A 15,718-nucleotide genomic window follows, 5' to 3' on the forward strand; every position below is an offset into this window, starting at 1 on the left:
AATCGAGTACGTATCTTTATACGCTGAATCTCACCACTCTGAAGCAGACAGGTGGCGGCGGATGTCGCCGCCGGGGTTGACCATGCGACAAGATGCAATCACGACCGAGATGAGCGCGGACGAGACCGACGCGGAGGACTCCGCCGAAGAAGTACAGGTGCTGGAATTCCAACTCGGACCGGAGACGTACTGCGTCGACATCGAGTACGTGAGCGAAATCGTCGACAAGGGCCAGCTCACGGCGGTGCCGAACGCGCCGGACTACGTCGAGGGCGTGATGGACCTCCGCGGGCGGACCACGTCCATCATCAATCCGAAGTCGCTTCTCAGCATCGACGCCGGGGGCGAGTCGAAGCGCATCGTCATCTTCGACCCGAACAAGTTCGAAGACGAGGCGGCGACCGGCTGGCTCGTCGACGAGGTGTACCAGGTCGTGCGCGTCTCGATGGACGACGTGGAGGACCCGCCGCTGGAAAAAGACGACTCCATCGAGGGCGTCATCAAGCGCGACGGCGACCTCGTCGTCTGGATTTCGCCGGTGCACGCCATCGAGTAAGGCGGTTCGACGACCGGCCCCGCTTTGGTTTTCGAGACCCTAATCGGCGAGCGACTGCTCTCCCGCCGCGACGCCCCGACCGCCGGTGAGCAACACCACGACGAGCGCACAGCCCACGACGACGCCCGCGAGCCCGAACGCCGCGACGTAGCCGGCGGCGTCCGCGACGAGGCCGCCGAGCGCCGAGCCGACCCCGCCGCCGAGGCTCGAAAGCGCCGTGTACGCGCCGAGGGCCTCCCCGCGAATCCGGTCGGGCGCGAGCCGCGTCACCAGCCCCGTCGCGGTCACCGCGATGACCGCCCACGTGACGCCGATGACGAGGAACGTCGCGCCGAGCGTGACGAGCGCGGCGAACGCGGCCAACTGCGTGCCGACGACGGCGACCGCCGGGAAGGCGAGGCCGCGGGTCGCCAGCGCGCCGGCCTGGAGGCGACGGGGGTCGTGTCGCGCGGCGAACGCGCCGACCTTCGCGTAGCTCGCCGCCGACCCGAGACTCGACAGGACGAACAGGGCGAACACCTCGTCGGCGGTCCGCCCGGAGTCGACGAGGTACGCGGGCAACGGCCCGAAGAACACCGAGAAGCCGACGAAAAACAGCGTCGCGGCCGCGAGATACCGGAGGAGGTCGGGGCTCATCCGCGCTCGGAGGTCGTCGAGGTCGAGGCTCTGGAGCGCCCAGTAGAGCCGCGAGGGACCGTACGGGACCGCGCGGACGGAGCGCCCGACGAGGCCGCTTTGTCGACGGATACTGGCCGAGACGCGGGCGAACCGTCGCGTCGACACCGTCGAGCGCTCGGGGTACCAGACGCGGACGAGGACGGCCCCGAGGGCGGCGGCGACCGCGGCCGCGACGAGGAACCGCCGCTGGACCGACAGCGCGTCGAGGCCGAACAGCCGCGGGGCCAGCGCCGACCAGACCGCGCCGACGACGAGGCCGCCGAGCCAGCCGTAGCCCTGATAGTGGTTGAGGACGCCGAAGCGGCGGTCCCACTCCTTCGAGGGGACGCCCTCGACGACGATGAGGTTCAACACCGGTGCGGCCGCGGCGACGGCGAACCACAGGAGGGCGTTGGCGACGAGGACCGCGACCGGCGATGCGGCGACGGCGGTGAGAGCCAGCGCGCCCGCGGTCGCCGCGAGCGCGACGAGGATGAAGGGCCGTCGGCGCTTCGCGCGGGCGGCCAGTCTGCCCCAGAGTACCGCGCCCGGCGCGCCGGCGAAGGCGGCGGTCGCGGCGATGAGGCCGACGAACAGCGCGCTCGCCCCCAGTTCGATGGCGTACAGCGGGACGACGAGCGACGACGCGCCCACCGCGGCGTAGCCCAGCGCCCAGCCGAACAGCCATCGGTCGCGGTTCCCCGCCGCCGAAGCGCCGTGTCGGTCGGTCACACGTCACGAATGAAACCGGTGAAACAAAGTCGTTACTCCCCGAACGCGCGCGAAAAGCAGGACATATATAGTCTGAACAAAATCCTCGGACAACTATGCTCGGGAGCGAACCGCCACATACGGGGGGATGGTCGTGACGGACGACTCCTCTCCCTCCTCGTTCGTGCAGTACGGTATCGACGACAAACCGCCTCTTCCGACCGCTCTCCTTCTCGGCGCCCAACACTACCTCACCATGGTGGGCGCGAACATCGCCGTCCCCCTCATCCTCGCCGGAGCCCTCGGCATGCCCGCCGACGTGATTCCGCGGTTCGTCGGGACGTTCTTCGTCGTCTCCGGCATCGCGACGCTGATGCAGACGACGTTCGGGAACCGCTACCCCATCGTGCAGGGCGCGCCCTTCTCGATGCTCGCGCCGGCGCTCGCCGTCATCGGCGTGGCGACGGCGGCCGACCAGTCGGGCGTCGCGTGGCAGAGCGCGCTCTTGCAACTCCAGGGCGCGATTATCGTCGCGGCCGTGGTCGAGGTGTTCGTCGGCTACTTCGGCCTGCTCGGACGCCTCCGGAAGTTCATCTCGCCGGTCGTCATCGCGCCGACCATCGCGCTCATCGGACTGTCGCTTTTCAACGCCCCGCAGGTCGCGTCCGCCACGAACAACTGGTGGCTCCTCGGCCTGACGCTCGCGCTCATCGTCCTGTTCTCGCAGTATCTCGACACCGCGCACCCGGCGTTCAAGCTGTTCCCGGTGCTGCTCGGCGTCATCGTCTCGTACGTCGTCGCCGCCGGCCTCTCGGTCGCGGGCGTCATCGCGCCCGGCGCGGCGGGTTACGTGAACCTCCAGACGGTCATCGAGGCCCCGGCGCTCATGCCCATCTACCCGCTTCAGTGGGGCTTCGCGGGCGGCGCGGGGACGACGACCGTCTCGCTCCCCGTCGTGGGGTCGGTCGCCTTCGGCATCCCGCAGTTCACGACCTCCTTTATCATCGGGATGCTCGCCGGCGTCGCGGCCTCGATGGTCGAATCGTTCGGTGACTACCACGCCGTCGCCCGGCTCTCGGGCGTCGGCGCGCCCTCCGAGCGCCGCATCAATCACGGCATCGGCATGGAGGGTGCGATGAACGTCTTCTCGGCCGTCATGGGCGGCAGCGGCTCGACCTCCTACTCCGAGAACATCGGCGCAATCGGCCTGACGGGCGTGGCCTCCCGCTACGTCGTGCAGGTCGGGGCGGTCGTGATGCTCGTCATGGGCTTCGTCGGCTACTTCGGCCAGCTTATCGCGACGATTCCCGACCCCATCGTCGGCGGCCTCTACGTCGCCATGTTCGGCCAAATCGTCGCCGTCGGCCTCTCGAACCTGAAGTACGTCGACCTCGACTCCTCCCGGAACGTGTTCATCGTCGGCGTCGCCATGTTCGCCGGTCTCGCCGTCCCCGCCTACATGGGGAACGTCGGAAGCGCGGCGGCGTTCCGCGAGGGGATGCGACAGGTCGCGCTCGTCGGCCCCGTCCTCGGGACCCAACTCGTCGCCGACACCGTCTTCGTCATCGGTTCGACCGGCATGGCAGTCGGCGGCCTCATCGCCTTCTTCTTCGACAACACCATCGCGGGGACCCGCGCCGAACGCGGCCTCGAAGAGTGGGAAGACACCGTCGAAGACGACGACGATTTCGAGTCGGCGCTGGACCGCTTCCGCGGCGACGAGTCCGCGACGGCCGACTGACCCGGACGACGAGGATTTTTCGGCCTGCCTAAAAATCGACGCGTTTTTCTACTATTAGGTGTGCCTAAAACCATGGAATACAGCAGACGACGTCTCTTGCAGACGACGGGGCTCGCAGTCGCGACCGCGGGGCTCGCGGGCTGCAACGGCCAATCGAGCGATGAGACGACCACCGCCGCCGAGACCGATTCGGAGACGGAGACCGCGGCCGAAACGACCACCGAGGACGCCGAGTCGTCGGTGAGCGTCGACGCCGCCGTCGCCGTCGCGGCCGAGTGGAACGCGATGCGCGCCCGCCTCTACGACACCGTCGCGCTGGCCGCCGCGGGGCGACTGGGCACCGCCGCCCGCGTCACCGGCGACGTGTTCGCCCGCTTCGAGCAGTCTTCGGGCGAGTGGGGCGCACACGAGCAGTTGGAGGCGACGAACGAACAGAACTACGAGACGTTCGAATCGCACCTCGGCGGCGCGAGAGAGGCGTACGCCGCCGGCGACGCCGAGCGCGGGTCGGACCTCGCGGTGCAGGCGGCCGACAACCTGCTTGCGGCCCAGCGCGGCCGCGTCGACGCCGCCGTGGTCGACGCGCTGGAGGTCCTGCTGTTCGGCGCTCGCGCCAGCGACGCCGGTCTGCTCGCCGCGGCCGGCGAGGTCGACGCCGCGGCCGAACTGGCGAACGCGGTGTACGAGGACTTCGAGGACGCGCCCGCGCACTCGTCGCTGGAGTCCGCCTCGGGCGAACTGTACGAGACGTTCGAGGCGGCCGTCGAGGGCGCGGCCGACGCTGGCGACGCCGAGACCATCGCCGCCTCGGCCCGGACCGCCGCCGACGCGACGGTCGATGCGAGCTACGAACTCGCTCCCGAGGCGGTCGCGGGGGCGGGTCACCTCGCGCTCATGCAGGCGGTCGGCTTCGACGCCGAGGTGCTCGCCGGGCTCGGCGGTCCCGGCGACGAGTTCGCCCACGCGGCCGCGCTGTCGCTCTACCGCGCCCGCGCCGCCGACGTGCCACGACTGGTCGCCGCGGGCGAGGCCGACTTCGCCGCGACGGTCGCGAGCGACGTGTTCGCCCACTTCGAAGGCGCGCGAGCGCACGAGGCGTTAGAGGAGGCCGACCACGACGCCTACGAGGGCTTCGAGGGCGGGCTGGAATCGCTGACCGAGGCCGCCGAATCGGGCGACGGTGCGGCGGCCGAGGAGGCGGTGGCGACGGTGGACGAGAACCTGCTCGCGGGAATCTCGGCGCTCGTCGGCGGCGAGGCCGCGACGGTGCTCGAAGCGGCGTTCTTCCGCGCCCGCCTCGGCGACGCCCGCGAGCTGGTCGCCGTCGGCGAGACGGACCGCGCCGCCGCCGTCGGTGAATCCCTCTTCGCCCGGTTCGAAGAGAACGAGGCGAACCTCCACGAGTCCGTCGAAGAGGAGTCCGAAGAGCTCTATCACCGCTTCGAAGAGGAGCATCTCGCCGGCCTCGTCGAGGACGCGGCCGCCGGCAACGCCGACGCCGCCGCGGCCCACGCCGAGGGCGCGATGGACGCGCTGTTCGAGTTCGAGGCGGCCGTCGGCGCGACCGCCGAAGTGTCGGCCGCGGAGGCCGCGTTCTTCGGTGCCCGCGGATTCGACGCCGCCGCGCTCGCGCAGGTCGGCGCGTCGGCCCGCGCCGGCTCGGTCGTCCAGTCCACCTTCGCCTTCTTCGAGAGCGGCGCGGGCGGCTATCACGAGACCTTGGAGGAGGCCGACCACGACCTCTACGAGTCGTTCGAGGGCGCGCTCGGGTCGGTCCGAACCGCGGCCGAGGAGGGCGGCGACGCCTACGGCGCGGCCAAGACCTACGGCCAGCGGGCTGTCGATTCGATGTACGCCGTCGTCGCCACCGCGGCCGCGGACGCCGGCCTCGGAGCCGCCGCCTCGGAGCGCATGACCGGCGTCTTCCAGACGTTCGAGGAGGCCCGCGTCCACGAGGCCTTAGAAGGGGGCGACCGCGACGCCTACGAGGGCTTCGAGGCGGCGCTATCCGACTATGTCGACGCGTTAGCGGACGGAAGCGAAGTCGACGCCGCCGCAGAAGCGTACGCGACGGCGACCGCCCGCGCCCAGTTCGCCGTCGTCGGTGAAGTCGGCAAGGCCCCCGAGGCGGGCGGCTCCGAAGACGGCGGTTCCGCCGACGCGGCGCTGTCCGGCGGGCCGAACGTCGTCGAGGGCGTCCCCGAGGACGCCGACCACGTCGTAGAGATGTCCGCCGTCGCGTTCGAGCCGGCGGAACTGACGGTATCGGCCGGCGACACCGTCGCGTTCGAGCACGTCGGCGGCGAGGCCCACTCGGTCACGGCCTACGGCGACGAACTCCCCGAGGGAGCGGCGTACTGGGCCTCAGGCGGCTTCGAGTCCCAAGAAGCGGCCGAGACCGGCTGGAGCGAAGGGAAGGGCGCGGTCCAGTCTGGCCAGTCCTACGTCCACACCTTCGAGACGGCCGGCGAGCACGCGTACTACTGCGTGCCCCACGAGGCCGCGGGCATGACGGGTACCATCGTCGTCGAGGAGTAGAGTCAACTCCCGTCGCGCCCGGTCCGCCCGAGCGCGACGAGCACGAGGTAGCCGACGAACCCGGCGGCGAACAGCAGGACCGGAATCGCGAAGGGGCCGAACGTCTCGATGAGCCCGTCCACGGGACCGAGTTGGAGCATATCCGATCCACGGCCGCATCGCGGTTAACGTTCCCGGCGAGAGTCGCCCCGGAGTGTCCACGGCGGGGTACTCCGGGCGCTCACTCGTCGTAGGCGCTGTCGTCTTCGTCCGCGTCCGCGTCCGCGACATCGCCGGCCACCACTTCGTCGGCCGCCTCTCGGCCGCGCGTCGGCTTCCGGACGCCGCCGTTCGAGAGCCCGGCCGCGGGCGACTGCCGGGTCGCCTCGGCGTCCGCCGAGTGGACGTGCACGTCCCGCTGGGGGAACGGGATGCCGATGCCCGCGTCGTTCAGGCGCTTGTATATCTCGCGGTTGAGGTTGTGCGTCGCCTTCCCGCGCTTGAGCGGACTGTTGACCCAGCAGACGAGTTCGTACTCCAGCGCGTCGGGGCCGAACCGGCGGAACCGCGGCCGGGGTCGGGGGCTGTCGAGGACCAGCGGCTCGTCGAGGGCGATGTCGGTCAGGAGTTCCTCGAACGCGTCCACGTCGGTACCGTAGGCGACGCCGACCGGGACTTTCAGCCGGCGGCGGCGGTTCGGCGCGGACTCGTTGATGATTTTGGCGGCGTTGAGCACCGAGTTCGGCACCGTCACGAGCAGTTCGTCGCGGGTGAGAAGCGTGGTCGAGCGGATGCCGACCTTGACGACCGTGCCGGCCTCGCCGGAGTCGAGGACGACGTAGTCACCGATTTTGTAGGTGTCGTCGAAGTACAGCGCGATGCCGCCGAAGAAGTTGGCGACGGTGTCCTTGGCGGCGAAGCCGACGGCGATGCCGGCGATACCTGCGCCGGCGAAAAGCGGCGTGATTTCGATGCCCCAGATGTACAGGAGCGCGCCGATAGTGCCGACCGAGACGACGATGGTCCAGACGTTCGAGAAGACGGGCGCGAAGTCGTAGCGACTGCCCTTGTCCTTGACCGCGTCGACGAGGCGGTTGACGAGGCGGTTGAGCGCCCACGCCCAGACGACGATGCCGACCGACAGCGACGGTAGGCCGAAGAAGTCGTTGAGCGTCGCCGCGTCGACGACGAACGCCTCCGCGACCGCCGGGGCTCTGGAAAACAGGAAGACGCCCGTCAGCGAGACGGTGACGACGATGGGCCACCGAAGCTCTTGGACGACGATGTTGTCGAGGGAGGTCTCGGTTCGGCTGGTGTATCGAAACAGGAGGCGGATGACCACCGTCTCCATGACGAACGCGCCGCCGACCGAGATGAGTAAGACGAGGGCCGTCACCTCAAGCGCCGACAGACCCGAGAGGAACGACGAGAGGTGTTGGCTCATGCCGCGAAAGTCGCGGCCACCGGAGATAACGATTGCTCCGCTGACGGTCGCGGCGGCCGAAAGGTTTTGTTCGCCGCGGGAGCGAGGGCACACCAGATGTACCGATTCGGTCACTGGGGCGTCTCGCTCCTCGTGTTCGCTCCGCTCGGCTTCGCGCTCGTGCAGGCCGGCCGCCCCGAACTCGCCTTCGTCGCCGGCGCGGCGATGTGCTGGCTGGCGATGCTCCCCGACTACGACATGCGCGTCCCCGGCATCTCCCACCGCGGGCCGACCCACACCGTCCTCTTCGCCGCCCTCGTCGGCGGCGTCGGCGGCGGCGGGGCGTACCTCCTCGCCAGCAACGCGGGCCAACCCGAGGCTGCGGCGACGACCCTCGGCGCGTTCGGCTTCGCCGTGGGCGCGCTCACCATCCTCGCGCACCTCGCGGCCGACGTGCTGACGCCCGCCGGCATCCGCCCCCTGTGGCCGCTTTCGTCCCGGAAGTTCACGCTCTCGCTGTGGACCGCGGACAACGCCGTCGCCAACTACGGCCTGTTCGCCGTCGGCGTGTTCGCCGTGGCCGCGGCGGCGTACCTCTCGGTCGCGCTCTGAACGCCCTGAAACTCGGAGTCGAACACCCCGGACTCGGGACGGCGAGCGCCCCTCGGATATGAGGAATCGTTAAGGTCTGTCCGGGAGACCGGAGACGCATGGACGACGACGCCATGCGCCGCTTTCCGGTGCCCGACCGCGACGACCTCCCGGACGACCTGCGCGAGCGCATCGACGACGAGACCGAGCGCGCCGGCTTCACGCCGAACGTCTTCGCCGCGTTCGCGTACAAACCCTCGCACTTCCGACCCTTCTTCGAGTACCACGACGCGCTCGTCGAGGACACCGACCTCGAACGCCACGAGGTGGAGATGATTATCGTGGCCGTCTCCGGCGTCAACCACTGTTACTACTGCAACGTCGCCCACGGCGCGCTGGTCCGCATCTACGCGAAAGACCCGCTGCTCGCGGACCAACTGGTCGCCAACTACCGCACCGCCGACATCCCCGAGAAACACAAGACGATGCTCGACGTGGCGGTCAAACTCACCGAGTCGCCCGTCGAGGTCGGCGGAGACGACCTCCAGCGACTCCGCGACGCCGACTTCTCCGAGGAGGCGATATGGGACATCGGCGCGGTTACAGCCTTCTTCAACCTCAGCAACCGCATGGCGATGTTCGCGGATATGCGACCGAACGAGGAGTTTCACACCCTCGGCCGAGAGCCGCGCGACGACTGACTCGAAGGTGAGTAAACGAGTACCACGGTCATTGATAGCAATCGGCGGAATCCTTATGCCGCCAACCGATGAGTTTCGACACGCAATGGCGAAAGGTAAGGTTGCGTTCTTCAAGTCCTCCGGCGGCTACGGCTTCATCGAGACCGACGACCACGACGACGACGTGTTCTTCCACATGGAGGACATCGAGGGTCCCGACCTCGAAGAGGGTCAGGAAGTGGAGTTCGACATCGAGGAGGCCGACAAAGGCCCGCGGGCGACGAACGTCACGCGGCTCTGAGTCCGACGCGTTCCGACCGACGGCGACTCGACAGCGAAGCAGAGTTCCGCATTTTCAGGCCGCCAGCCGCGGCGCTCGCGGGTCGTGGCCGTCGGCCGTGGAGGTCGGCCGTCGCCCGCCTCAGAGCGTCCCCGCCCGGCCCATCCGCCGAATCTCGTCGGCCCGCGCCCGGATAGCTTCCCACTCCTCGTCGTCCTTGCGGTCGACGTGAGAGTACATGAGTCCCATCCGACCCGTCCCGCGGAGGCGTGCTTCGTTCTCCTTCAGGAAGTCCCAGTAGAGCGCGTTGAACGGGCAGGCGTTCTCGCCGGTCGTCTTCGACACCGCGTAGGGACACGACGAGCAGTAGTCGGACATCTTGTTCACGTAGTTGCCCGACGAGGCGTAGGGCTTCGACGAGAGCACGTCGGTGGCGAACGACCCCATGGCGACCACGTTCGGCGTCGTCACCCAGTGGAACGCGTCGACGAACCCGAGGTGGAACCAGCGGTCGAGTTCCGCCGGGTCGACGCCGTAGACCAGCGCGAAGTTCGAAAGCACCATCAGGCGCTCGATGTGGTGGGCGTAGCCGCGGTCGCGGACGTGGCCCACGGCCTCGGACAGACAGTTCATATCGGTCTCGCCGGTCCAGTACGCCTCCGGGAGCGGTTCGGTCTGGTCGAGTTGGTTCGCTTCGGCCAACTCGGGCATCGACCGCCGGTAGACGTGCCGCACGAACTCCCGCCAGCCGAGGACCTGCCGCACGAACCCCTCGGCGCTGTTGAGCGGGGCGTCGCCCCGTTCGTAGGCTTCTTCGACGGCCTCGACCGCCTCGCGCGGGTGCAGCAGGCCGAGGTTGATGGCCGCCGAGAGCAGGGAGTGACAGAGCGCCCACTCGCCGTCGACCATCGCGTCCTGATACGGGCCGAACTCGGGGAGGCGGACCTCGACGAAGTGCGACAGCGCCTGTCTCGCCGCCTCGCGCGTCACCGGCCAGACGAACGGTTCGGGTGACCCCCACGCGTCGGGGTAGCGCTCGCAGACGAACTCGATGACCTCGCGCGTCGTCTCGTCCGGGTCGAACCGCGGCGCTTCGGGCGGCGTCCACCCCTCCGGCGGCGTCTCGCGGTTCTGGTCGTCGTAGTTCCACTCGCCGCCGACGGGGTCGTCGCCGTCCATCAGGACGCCCGTCTGCCGGCGGGCGTGTCGGTACCAGTGTTCCTGTCGGTAGCTGTCGGTGTCGCCGGCCCAGTCGTCGAAGTCGGCGGGCGTCGTGAGAAACAGGTCGTTCTCGACGAGCGTGAGCGACCCGCCGCGGGCGGAAACGAGTTCCCGAAGCCGCTCGCCCGCGCCGTGGCTCGGGGGGTCCATCACGACGAGGTCGTCGCCGGGCGCGGCGTCGAAGTAGCGGTCGAGCCCTTCACCGAACGTCTCGGTTTGGAGGTACGTCACCTCGTAGCCGCGCTCGCGGAGGTCGTCGCGGAAGTGCCGCATCGCCGCAAAGACGAGCGCGAGCTTCTGGGGGTGGTACGGCAGTCGGTCGCCGAAGGCGTGCGCCTCGATCATCAGCACGCGGTCGTCGGACTGGAGCGGCGCGGCCGACGGGTCGAGTTGATCGCCGAGGACCCAGACGGTCATAGGCGTCCCTTCGGCGGCGGAGAAAAGAGCGTGTCGGCCAGCCGAGGGGTCAGCGACGCGACCCCGGCTGGGGGTCGACGTGCGCGGGTGCGAGCAGGTCGTCTATCGGCTGGCCGTCGAGCCACGACAGCAGGCGAACGAGCTGGTCGGTCGCGGCCTCGAACAGCTCTTCGCCGGCCTCGGGCGACGCGTCGGTCTGGTCACCGAAGACGCCGTTTCCGGAGTTCTCGATGGCGTCGTAGAACGTCCGCGCGCCGTGTTCTCGGAGGTGGTCGTCGCCCAGGTCGACGACGCCGCCGTCGCGGGCCGAGTCGAGTTCGCCCTCGCGGACGAGGTCGCGGGCGATGTGCATAATCATCGAGGTCTCCTTCGGCCCGCCGTGGGGACCGGGGTGGTCGAACAGGTCGGTGACGAGGTCCGGAATCGACTCGTCCCACATCCACTCGATGGCGTACATGGTGCCGTCGTCGCGGAGGCGGCGACCGACCTCCCGGAGGTGCTGGACGTTGCCGCCGTGGGCGTTGACGAACACGACCCGGTCGATGCCGTGGTACGCGAGGTTGCGCGTCAGCGACTCCACGTAGTCGCGGAACTGCGGCGGGTCGACCCACATCGTCCCGTGGAACTGGCGGTGGTGGGGGCTGACGCCGACGTTGACGGTCGGGGTACAGAGGTAGCCGGTCCGGTCGGCCGCCTCGCGGGCCAACGCCTCCGCGATGAGGTGGTCGGTGGCGAGCGGGAGGTGCGGGCCGTGCTGTTCCGTCGAGCCGAGGGGGACGACCGCGAGCGACGATTCGGCCACGTAGTCTCCGAGTTCGGGCCACGTCTGGTCCGCGATGTACATGGGCGTCACCAAGCGACGACGCCTAAAGAAAGGTGCCAAAGGGGAAATGGACTCCCGGAGCGCGCCGACTCAGTCCTGCTCTCGGGACCGCAGTTCGATGCGGCGAATCTTCCCCGAGGAGGTCTTCGGTAGCTCCGCGACGAACTCGATTTCGCGCGGGTACTTGTACGGGGCCGTCTGCGCTTTCATGAACGACTGGAGTTCGTCCACGAGGTCGTCAGAGCCCTCGTAGCCGTCGGTGAGGACGACGTACGCCTTGACGATGCTGCCGCGTTCCTCGTGGGGGCTGGCGACCGCGGCGGCCTCCGCGACCGCCTCGTGGGAGACGAGCGCGTCTTCGACCTCGAAGGGGCCGATGCGGTAGCCCGCCGAGATGATGATGTCGTCGGCGCGGCCCTCGAAGAAGAAGTAGCCGTCCTCGTCGCGGGAGGCGAGGTCGCCGGTGCGGTAGTAGTCGCCGGAGAACGTCTTCTCGTCGAGGTTCGGCTTCTCGTAGTAGCCGTCGAAGATGCCGGGGCAGCCGACCGGGACGGCGATTTCACCGATTTCGTCGACGCCGACTTCCTCCTCGTTTTCGTCGATGATGGTCGTGCCGAGGCCGGGCGTCGGCTTGCCCATGCTGCCGGGTTTCACGTCGATGCCGGGGTAGTTCGTCAGGAGCGCGACCGTCTCGGTCTGGCCGTAGCCGTCCCGCGGGGTGACGCCGAACGCCTCGCGGAACGCCTCGATGGGTTCGCGGTTGAGCGGTTCGCCCGCCGACAGCGCCTCTTTCAGTTGCAGGTCGTACGAGCCGAGGTCGCGCTGGGCGAACATCCGGTACTGGGTCGGGACGGCGCAGAGGCGGGTGACGCCCTCCTCTTCCATGATGTCGAGGAACGCGTCGGGTTCGAAGTCGCCGCGGTAGACGAACTGGGTCGCGCCGGTCGTCAGACCGACGCCGACGGGGCTCCAGAACCACTTGGCCCAGCCGGTGCCGGTCGTCGCCCAGAGCAGTTCGTCGGAGAGGTCGTCGTCGGCCGTGACGCCCCACCAGTAGGGGGCGTTGACGAGTTCGAAACACCGCATCCAGCGGTGGCGGTGGCGGACCGGCTTGGGCTGGCCGGTCGTCCCCGACGTGTAGTTGATGGACATCGGGTCATCGGCCCGGAGGGCGGGGCCGTCGTGTTCGGTGGATGCGTCGGCGACGAGGTCCGAAAACGAGGTCCAGCCGTCGGCGTCGCCGCCGAGGACGACGAAGTTCGAAAGCGGCGTCTCGTCGCGCACCTCGTCGACCATCTCGACGAGCGACTCGTGGACGACGGCCGTCGTCGCCTTACAGTCGTTCGCGCGGAACGCGATGTCCTTGGGCTTGAGCATCGACGAACTCGGGACGAGCAGCGCGCCGCGTTTGAGCGCGCCGAGTTGGACGGCGAACACGTCGGGGTCGCGGGGGAGGAGGTGGATGAGTCGGTCGCCCTTCTCGACGCCCATGGATTCGAGCGCGTTGGCGAAGCGGTTCATGTCGTCGCGGAGGTCGCCGTAAGTCCGCTCCTCGCGGCCGCCGTCGGCGTCGCGGAACCGGAGGGCGACGCGGTCGCCGAAGGCGTCGGCGTGCGACTCGATGACTGCGGGGATGTTGTAGTGCTCGGGGATGTCCCACTCGAACGATTCCGACTCGGCCGCGTAGTCGACTGCCATGGCTCGACAGACAGAACAGACCATAATAATTGTTCGTCCGGGTTCCGCGTGAGAGGCGCGCCGTCAGGCCATCGGCGAGCCCTCTCGCGGGCCTTCGTCGGGCGCGCTCACGCTCTCGTCGCCGTCGTCGGCGGACTCCCCGCGGAGCGCCAGCGCGAACGCGCCGAGCCCGACGAGCAGGACGACGAATTCGAGGATTCCCCCGAGCGGGACGAAGTCGAGGACGGCCAGCACGAACAGGCCGGCGAACAGCGCGACCCAGCGGTTGTCGTAGTCCGCGAGCGACAGGAGCCACGTCCCGAGGACGAGCGCGCCGTAGACGCCCGCGACCCAGAGGACGAGCAGGAAGCCGACCCCGCCGGCCAGCGAGAGCGGGATGCCCACGATGGTCAAAAGCAGGAGCAGGAGGACGATGGGTATCGCGACGATGGCGAGGAGGCCGACGCCGCCGCTCCGCACGGCCTTCTTGGTCCCGAGGCCCGTCACGCGGCGGGCGAAGCCGGGGGCGACGAGGACGATAATCGCGCCGACGACGAAGTTGGCGAGGAGCCAGTAGCCCGAGACCACCCAGCCGGGGATGACCGGGCCTTCGAACTGGCCGAACTGGAACGGCGTCCCGGCGACGACGGGCGCGGCGACCGCGAGGTCGTCCACCTGCCGCACGCCGCCGTCGACGACGGCCGCGGAGTCGATACTGGCGGTCGCCGCGTCGTATTCGAGCGAGCCGCCGACCCGAGCGGTCGGGCCGACAGCGAGTTCTTCCGCACCGACGCGGACGTTCCCGTCGACCGCGCCGTCGAGTCGGACGGTGCCGCCGGCGGCGTCTACCGACCCGCCGATGTCGGCGGTGTCGCGGACGAACACCGCGCCGCCCGCGAGGCTCACGTCGCCGCCGACGGTGCCTTCGAGGGTCGCGGAGCCCGCGACCGCGTCGAGGTTCCCGTCGACGGTTCCGGTCTCAGTCAGGAGGACGGTCCCTGCCGTCGCGGACACGTCGCCGGTTACCGTCCCGGCGACGACGACCGTGCCGCCGACCGCGTCGAGGTCGCCGTCGACGGTCTCGCCCTCGTCGACGACGACGGCCCCGCCGGCGGACGGTCCCTGTTGTGCGGCCGCGACGCCCGCGAGCGACCCCACCACGAGGAGGCTCACGAGGAGCGCGACCAGTTGTTTCGTTGTGAACAATGGAATCACCGAGGCTACGCCTCGGGTTACTGATACGACTCCGGAGAGCATAAACCGAGAGAGACGGTTTCAAACCCCGGGAAACGCCGTTTTCTGATGACTGTCTCGGCCCGAGGACCGGCCGGGTAGTTGCGCGGGCCCTGCCCGGACGGTCGGCCGGTCCCCCGCCGCGGCTACCGCTTGGTCCATCTTTTTGCCGACTCGCGGGGATGTTCGCACATGGAGTACACGACGCTCGGAGACACCGGCATGGAGGTCTCCCGCATCTGTCTCGGCTGTATGAGCTTCGGCACGCCTGAGTGGCGCGAGTGGGTGTTAGACGAGGAGGCGGGGCTCGAACTGGTCGACCGCGCCATCGAACTCGGTATCAACTTCTTCGACACCGCCAACATGTACTCGAACGGCGAGTCCGAGCGCGTCCTCGGGAAGGCGCTGGAGGGCCGCCGCGACGAGGCGGTCGTCGCCTCGAAGGTGTACTTCCAGATGGACGACGACGACCCGAACTCCGGCGGTCTCTCGCGGAAGGCCATCGAACAGGAGCTCGACAACTCGCTCGACCGCCTCGGGATGGACGCGCTCGACCTGCTCCAGATTCACCGCTACGATTACGACACCCCCATCGAGACGACGATGCGCGCGCTCGACGACGCGGTTCGGCGCGGCAAGACGCGCTACGTCGGCGCGTCGTCGATGTGGGCCCACCAGTTCGCGGAGGCGCAGTACACCGCCGACTCGCTCGGGCTGGACCGCTTCGCCACGATGCAGAATCACTACAACCTGCTGTACCGCGAGGAGGAACGCGAGATGCTCCCCCTCTGCGAGAAGCAGGGCGTCGGCGTCATGCCGTGGTCGCCGCTCGCCCGCGGCTACCTCACCCGCCCCCACGAGGAGTTCGAGGCGACGACCCGCGGCCGGACCGACGAACACGCCAAGGGCCACCCGTACTTCGAGGGCGGCGGCCGCGAGGTGAACGAGCGCGTCGAGGAACTCGCCGACGAGAAGGGCGTCAAGATGGCGCAACTGGCCCTCTCGTGGGTGCTCCACAAGGACTGGGTTGACGCGCCCATCGTCGGCACGAGCAGTATCGAACACCTCGAAGACGCGGTGGAGGCCCTCGACATCACGCTCTCGGACTCCGACATCGACTACCTCGAAGAACCCTACCAGCCGGTCCGCGTCTCCGGCCACGACTAAGCCCAAGGGAAACAGCCTTCAGCG

Annotated in this window: 14 protein-coding genes; 7 read left to right on the plus strand and 7 right to left on the minus strand. The window is 69.1% G+C overall.

Going from position 1 to position 15,718, the window contains the following annotated elements; all coding sequences use genetic code 11:
- The first annotated feature begins 82 nt into the window (after positions 1–82).
- Complete coding sequence (locus DEQ67_RS06195; protein WP_006600388.1) at positions 83–556, plus strand: chemotaxis protein CheW; 474 nt, start codon at positions 83–85, stop codon at positions 554–556.
- Between the two features lie 39 nt (positions 557–595).
- Here DEQ67_RS06195 and DEQ67_RS06200 read toward each other — a convergent pair whose 3' ends face one another.
- Entirely contained in the window at positions 596–1,945 is a 1,350-nt protein-coding gene (locus DEQ67_RS06200; protein WP_115860055.1) for an MFS transporter, read from the minus strand.
- Between the two features lie 127 nt (positions 1,946–2,072).
- On the opposite strand from DEQ67_RS06200, the gene DEQ67_RS06205 reads away from it, so the two are divergent.
- Together DEQ67_RS06205 and DEQ67_RS06210 are read left to right on the plus strand one after the other, a co-directional pair.
- The gene (locus tag DEQ67_RS06205; protein ID WP_004063722.1) at positions 2,073–3,665 is read left to right on the plus strand and encodes a uracil-xanthine permease family protein; all 1,593 of its coding nucleotides are present in this window, start codon (positions 2,073–2,075) and stop codon (positions 3,663–3,665) included.
- Positions 3,666–3,737: 72 nt separating this feature from the next.
- Positions 3,738–6,203, plus strand: coding sequence for a DUF5059 domain-containing protein (locus tag DEQ67_RS06210; protein ID WP_115860051.1), 2,466 nt, complete (start codon positions 3,738–3,740; stop codon positions 6,201–6,203).
- A 2-nt stretch (positions 6,204–6,205) separates the two neighbouring features.
- Here the strand turns inward: DEQ67_RS06210 and DEQ67_RS06215 are convergent, their stop codons facing one another.
- Positions 6,206–6,343 carry a hypothetical protein gene (locus DEQ67_RS06215; protein ID WP_004043713.1) on the minus strand — a complete coding sequence of 46 codons (138 nt, stop codon included), beginning with the start codon at positions 6,341–6,343 and terminating at the stop codon, positions 6,206–6,208.
- A gap of 80 nt (positions 6,344–6,423) precedes the next feature.
- Positions 6,424–7,626, minus strand: coding sequence for a mechanosensitive ion channel family protein (locus DEQ67_RS06220; RefSeq protein WP_115802464.1), 1,203 nt, complete (start codon positions 7,624–7,626; stop codon positions 6,424–6,426).
- A 96-nt stretch (positions 7,627–7,722) separates the two neighbouring features.
- Here DEQ67_RS06220 and DEQ67_RS06225 point away from each other — a divergent pair, with 96 nt between their 5' ends.
- The 3 genes from DEQ67_RS06225 (at position 7,723) to DEQ67_RS06235 (ending at position 9,177) form a co-directional block, all read left to right on the plus strand.
- Positions 7,723–8,217, plus strand: coding sequence for a metal-dependent hydrolase (locus DEQ67_RS06225; RefSeq protein WP_006600385.1), 495 nt, complete (start codon positions 7,723–7,725; stop codon positions 8,215–8,217).
- Positions 8,218–8,315: 98 nt separating this feature from the next.
- Positions 8,316–8,897 carry a peroxidase-related enzyme gene (locus tag DEQ67_RS06230; protein WP_115891288.1) on the plus strand — a complete coding sequence of 194 codons (582 nt, stop codon included), beginning with the start codon at positions 8,316–8,318 and terminating at the stop codon, positions 8,895–8,897.
- A gap of 85 nt (positions 8,898–8,982) precedes the next feature.
- On the plus strand, positions 8,983–9,177 hold the full coding sequence (locus DEQ67_RS06235) for a cold-shock protein (RefSeq protein ID WP_004043709.1): 195 nt from the start codon (positions 8,983–8,985) through the stop codon (positions 9,175–9,177).
- Between the two features lie 120 nt (positions 9,178–9,297).
- Here the strand turns inward: DEQ67_RS06235 and DEQ67_RS06240 are convergent, their stop codons facing one another.
- From DEQ67_RS06240 to DEQ67_RS06255, 4 genes are all read right to left on the minus strand, one after another.
- Complete coding sequence (locus tag DEQ67_RS06240; protein ID WP_115891287.1) at positions 9,298–10,794, minus strand: cryptochrome/photolyase family protein; 1,497 nt, start codon at positions 10,792–10,794, stop codon at positions 9,298–9,300.
- Positions 10,795–10,843: 49 nt separating this feature from the next.
- Positions 10,844–11,638 carry a creatininase family protein gene (locus DEQ67_RS06245; RefSeq protein WP_115860046.1) on the minus strand — a complete coding sequence of 265 codons (795 nt, stop codon included), beginning with the start codon at positions 11,636–11,638 and terminating at the stop codon, positions 10,844–10,846.
- Positions 11,639–11,707: 69 nt separating this feature from the next.
- Positions 11,708–13,315 carry an acyl-CoA synthetase gene (locus tag DEQ67_RS06250; RefSeq protein WP_115891286.1) on the minus strand — a complete coding sequence of 536 codons (1,608 nt, stop codon included), beginning with the start codon at positions 13,313–13,315 and terminating at the stop codon, positions 11,708–11,710.
- 63 nt (positions 13,316–13,378) lie between these two features.
- Positions 13,379–14,500, minus strand: coding sequence for a bactofilin family protein (locus tag DEQ67_RS06255; RefSeq protein ID WP_115891405.1), 1,122 nt, complete (start codon positions 14,498–14,500; stop codon positions 13,379–13,381).
- 219 nt (positions 14,501–14,719) lie between these two features.
- Here DEQ67_RS06255 and DEQ67_RS06260 point away from each other — a divergent pair, with 219 nt between their 5' ends.
- On the plus strand, positions 14,720–15,694 hold the full coding sequence (locus tag DEQ67_RS06260) for an aldo/keto reductase (protein WP_008610958.1): 975 nt from the start codon (positions 14,720–14,722) through the stop codon (positions 15,692–15,694).
- Positions 15,695–15,718: the final 24 nt, after the last annotated feature.

This window comes from Haloferax sp. Atlit-48N (assembly GCF_003383015.2).
GTDB lineage: Archaea > Halobacteriota > Halobacteria > Halobacteriales > Haloferacaceae > Haloferax > Haloferax volcanii.

Bases quoted from the DNA above. Each gene is read 5' to 3' on its own strand.
- DEQ67_RS06245 (WP_115860046.1), bottom strand. From the start codon at position 11,638: ATGTACATCGCGGACCAGACGTGGCCCGAACTCGGAGACTACGTGGCC.
- DEQ67_RS06240 (WP_115891287.1), bottom strand. From the start codon at position 10,794: ATGACCGTCTGGGTCCTCGGCGATCAACTCGACCCGTCGGCCGCGCCG.
- DEQ67_RS06205 (WP_004063722.1), top strand. From the start codon at position 2,073: ATGGTCGTGACGGACGACTCCTCTCCCTCCTCGTTCGTGCAGTACGGT.
- DEQ67_RS06225 (WP_006600385.1), top strand. From the start codon at position 7,723: ATGTACCGATTCGGTCACTGGGGCGTCTCGCTCCTCGTGTTCGCTCCG.
- DEQ67_RS06220 (WP_115802464.1), bottom strand. From the start codon at position 7,626: ATGAGCCAACACCTCTCGTCGTTCCTCTCGGGTCTGTCGGCGCTTGAG.
- DEQ67_RS06235 (WP_004043709.1), top strand. From the start codon at position 8,983: ATGGCGAAAGGTAAGGTTGCGTTCTTCAAGTCCTCCGGCGGCTACGGC.
- DEQ67_RS06260 (WP_008610958.1), top strand. From the start codon at position 14,720: ATGGAGTACACGACGCTCGGAGACACCGGCATGGAGGTCTCCCGCATC.
- DEQ67_RS06250 (WP_115891286.1), bottom strand. From the start codon at position 13,315: ATGGCAGTCGACTACGCGGCCGAGTCGGAATCGTTCGAGTGGGACATC.
- DEQ67_RS06230 (WP_115891288.1), top strand. From the start codon at position 8,316: ATGGACGACGACGCCATGCGCCGCTTTCCGGTGCCCGACCGCGACGAC.
- DEQ67_RS06210 (WP_115860051.1), top strand. From the start codon at position 3,738: ATGGAATACAGCAGACGACGTCTCTTGCAGACGACGGGGCTCGCAGTC.
- DEQ67_RS06215 (WP_004043713.1), bottom strand. From the start codon at position 6,343: ATGCTCCAACTCGGTCCCGTGGACGGGCTCATCGAGACGTTCGGCCCC.
- DEQ67_RS06195 (WP_006600388.1), top strand. From the start codon at position 83: ATGCGACAAGATGCAATCACGACCGAGATGAGCGCGGACGAGACCGAC.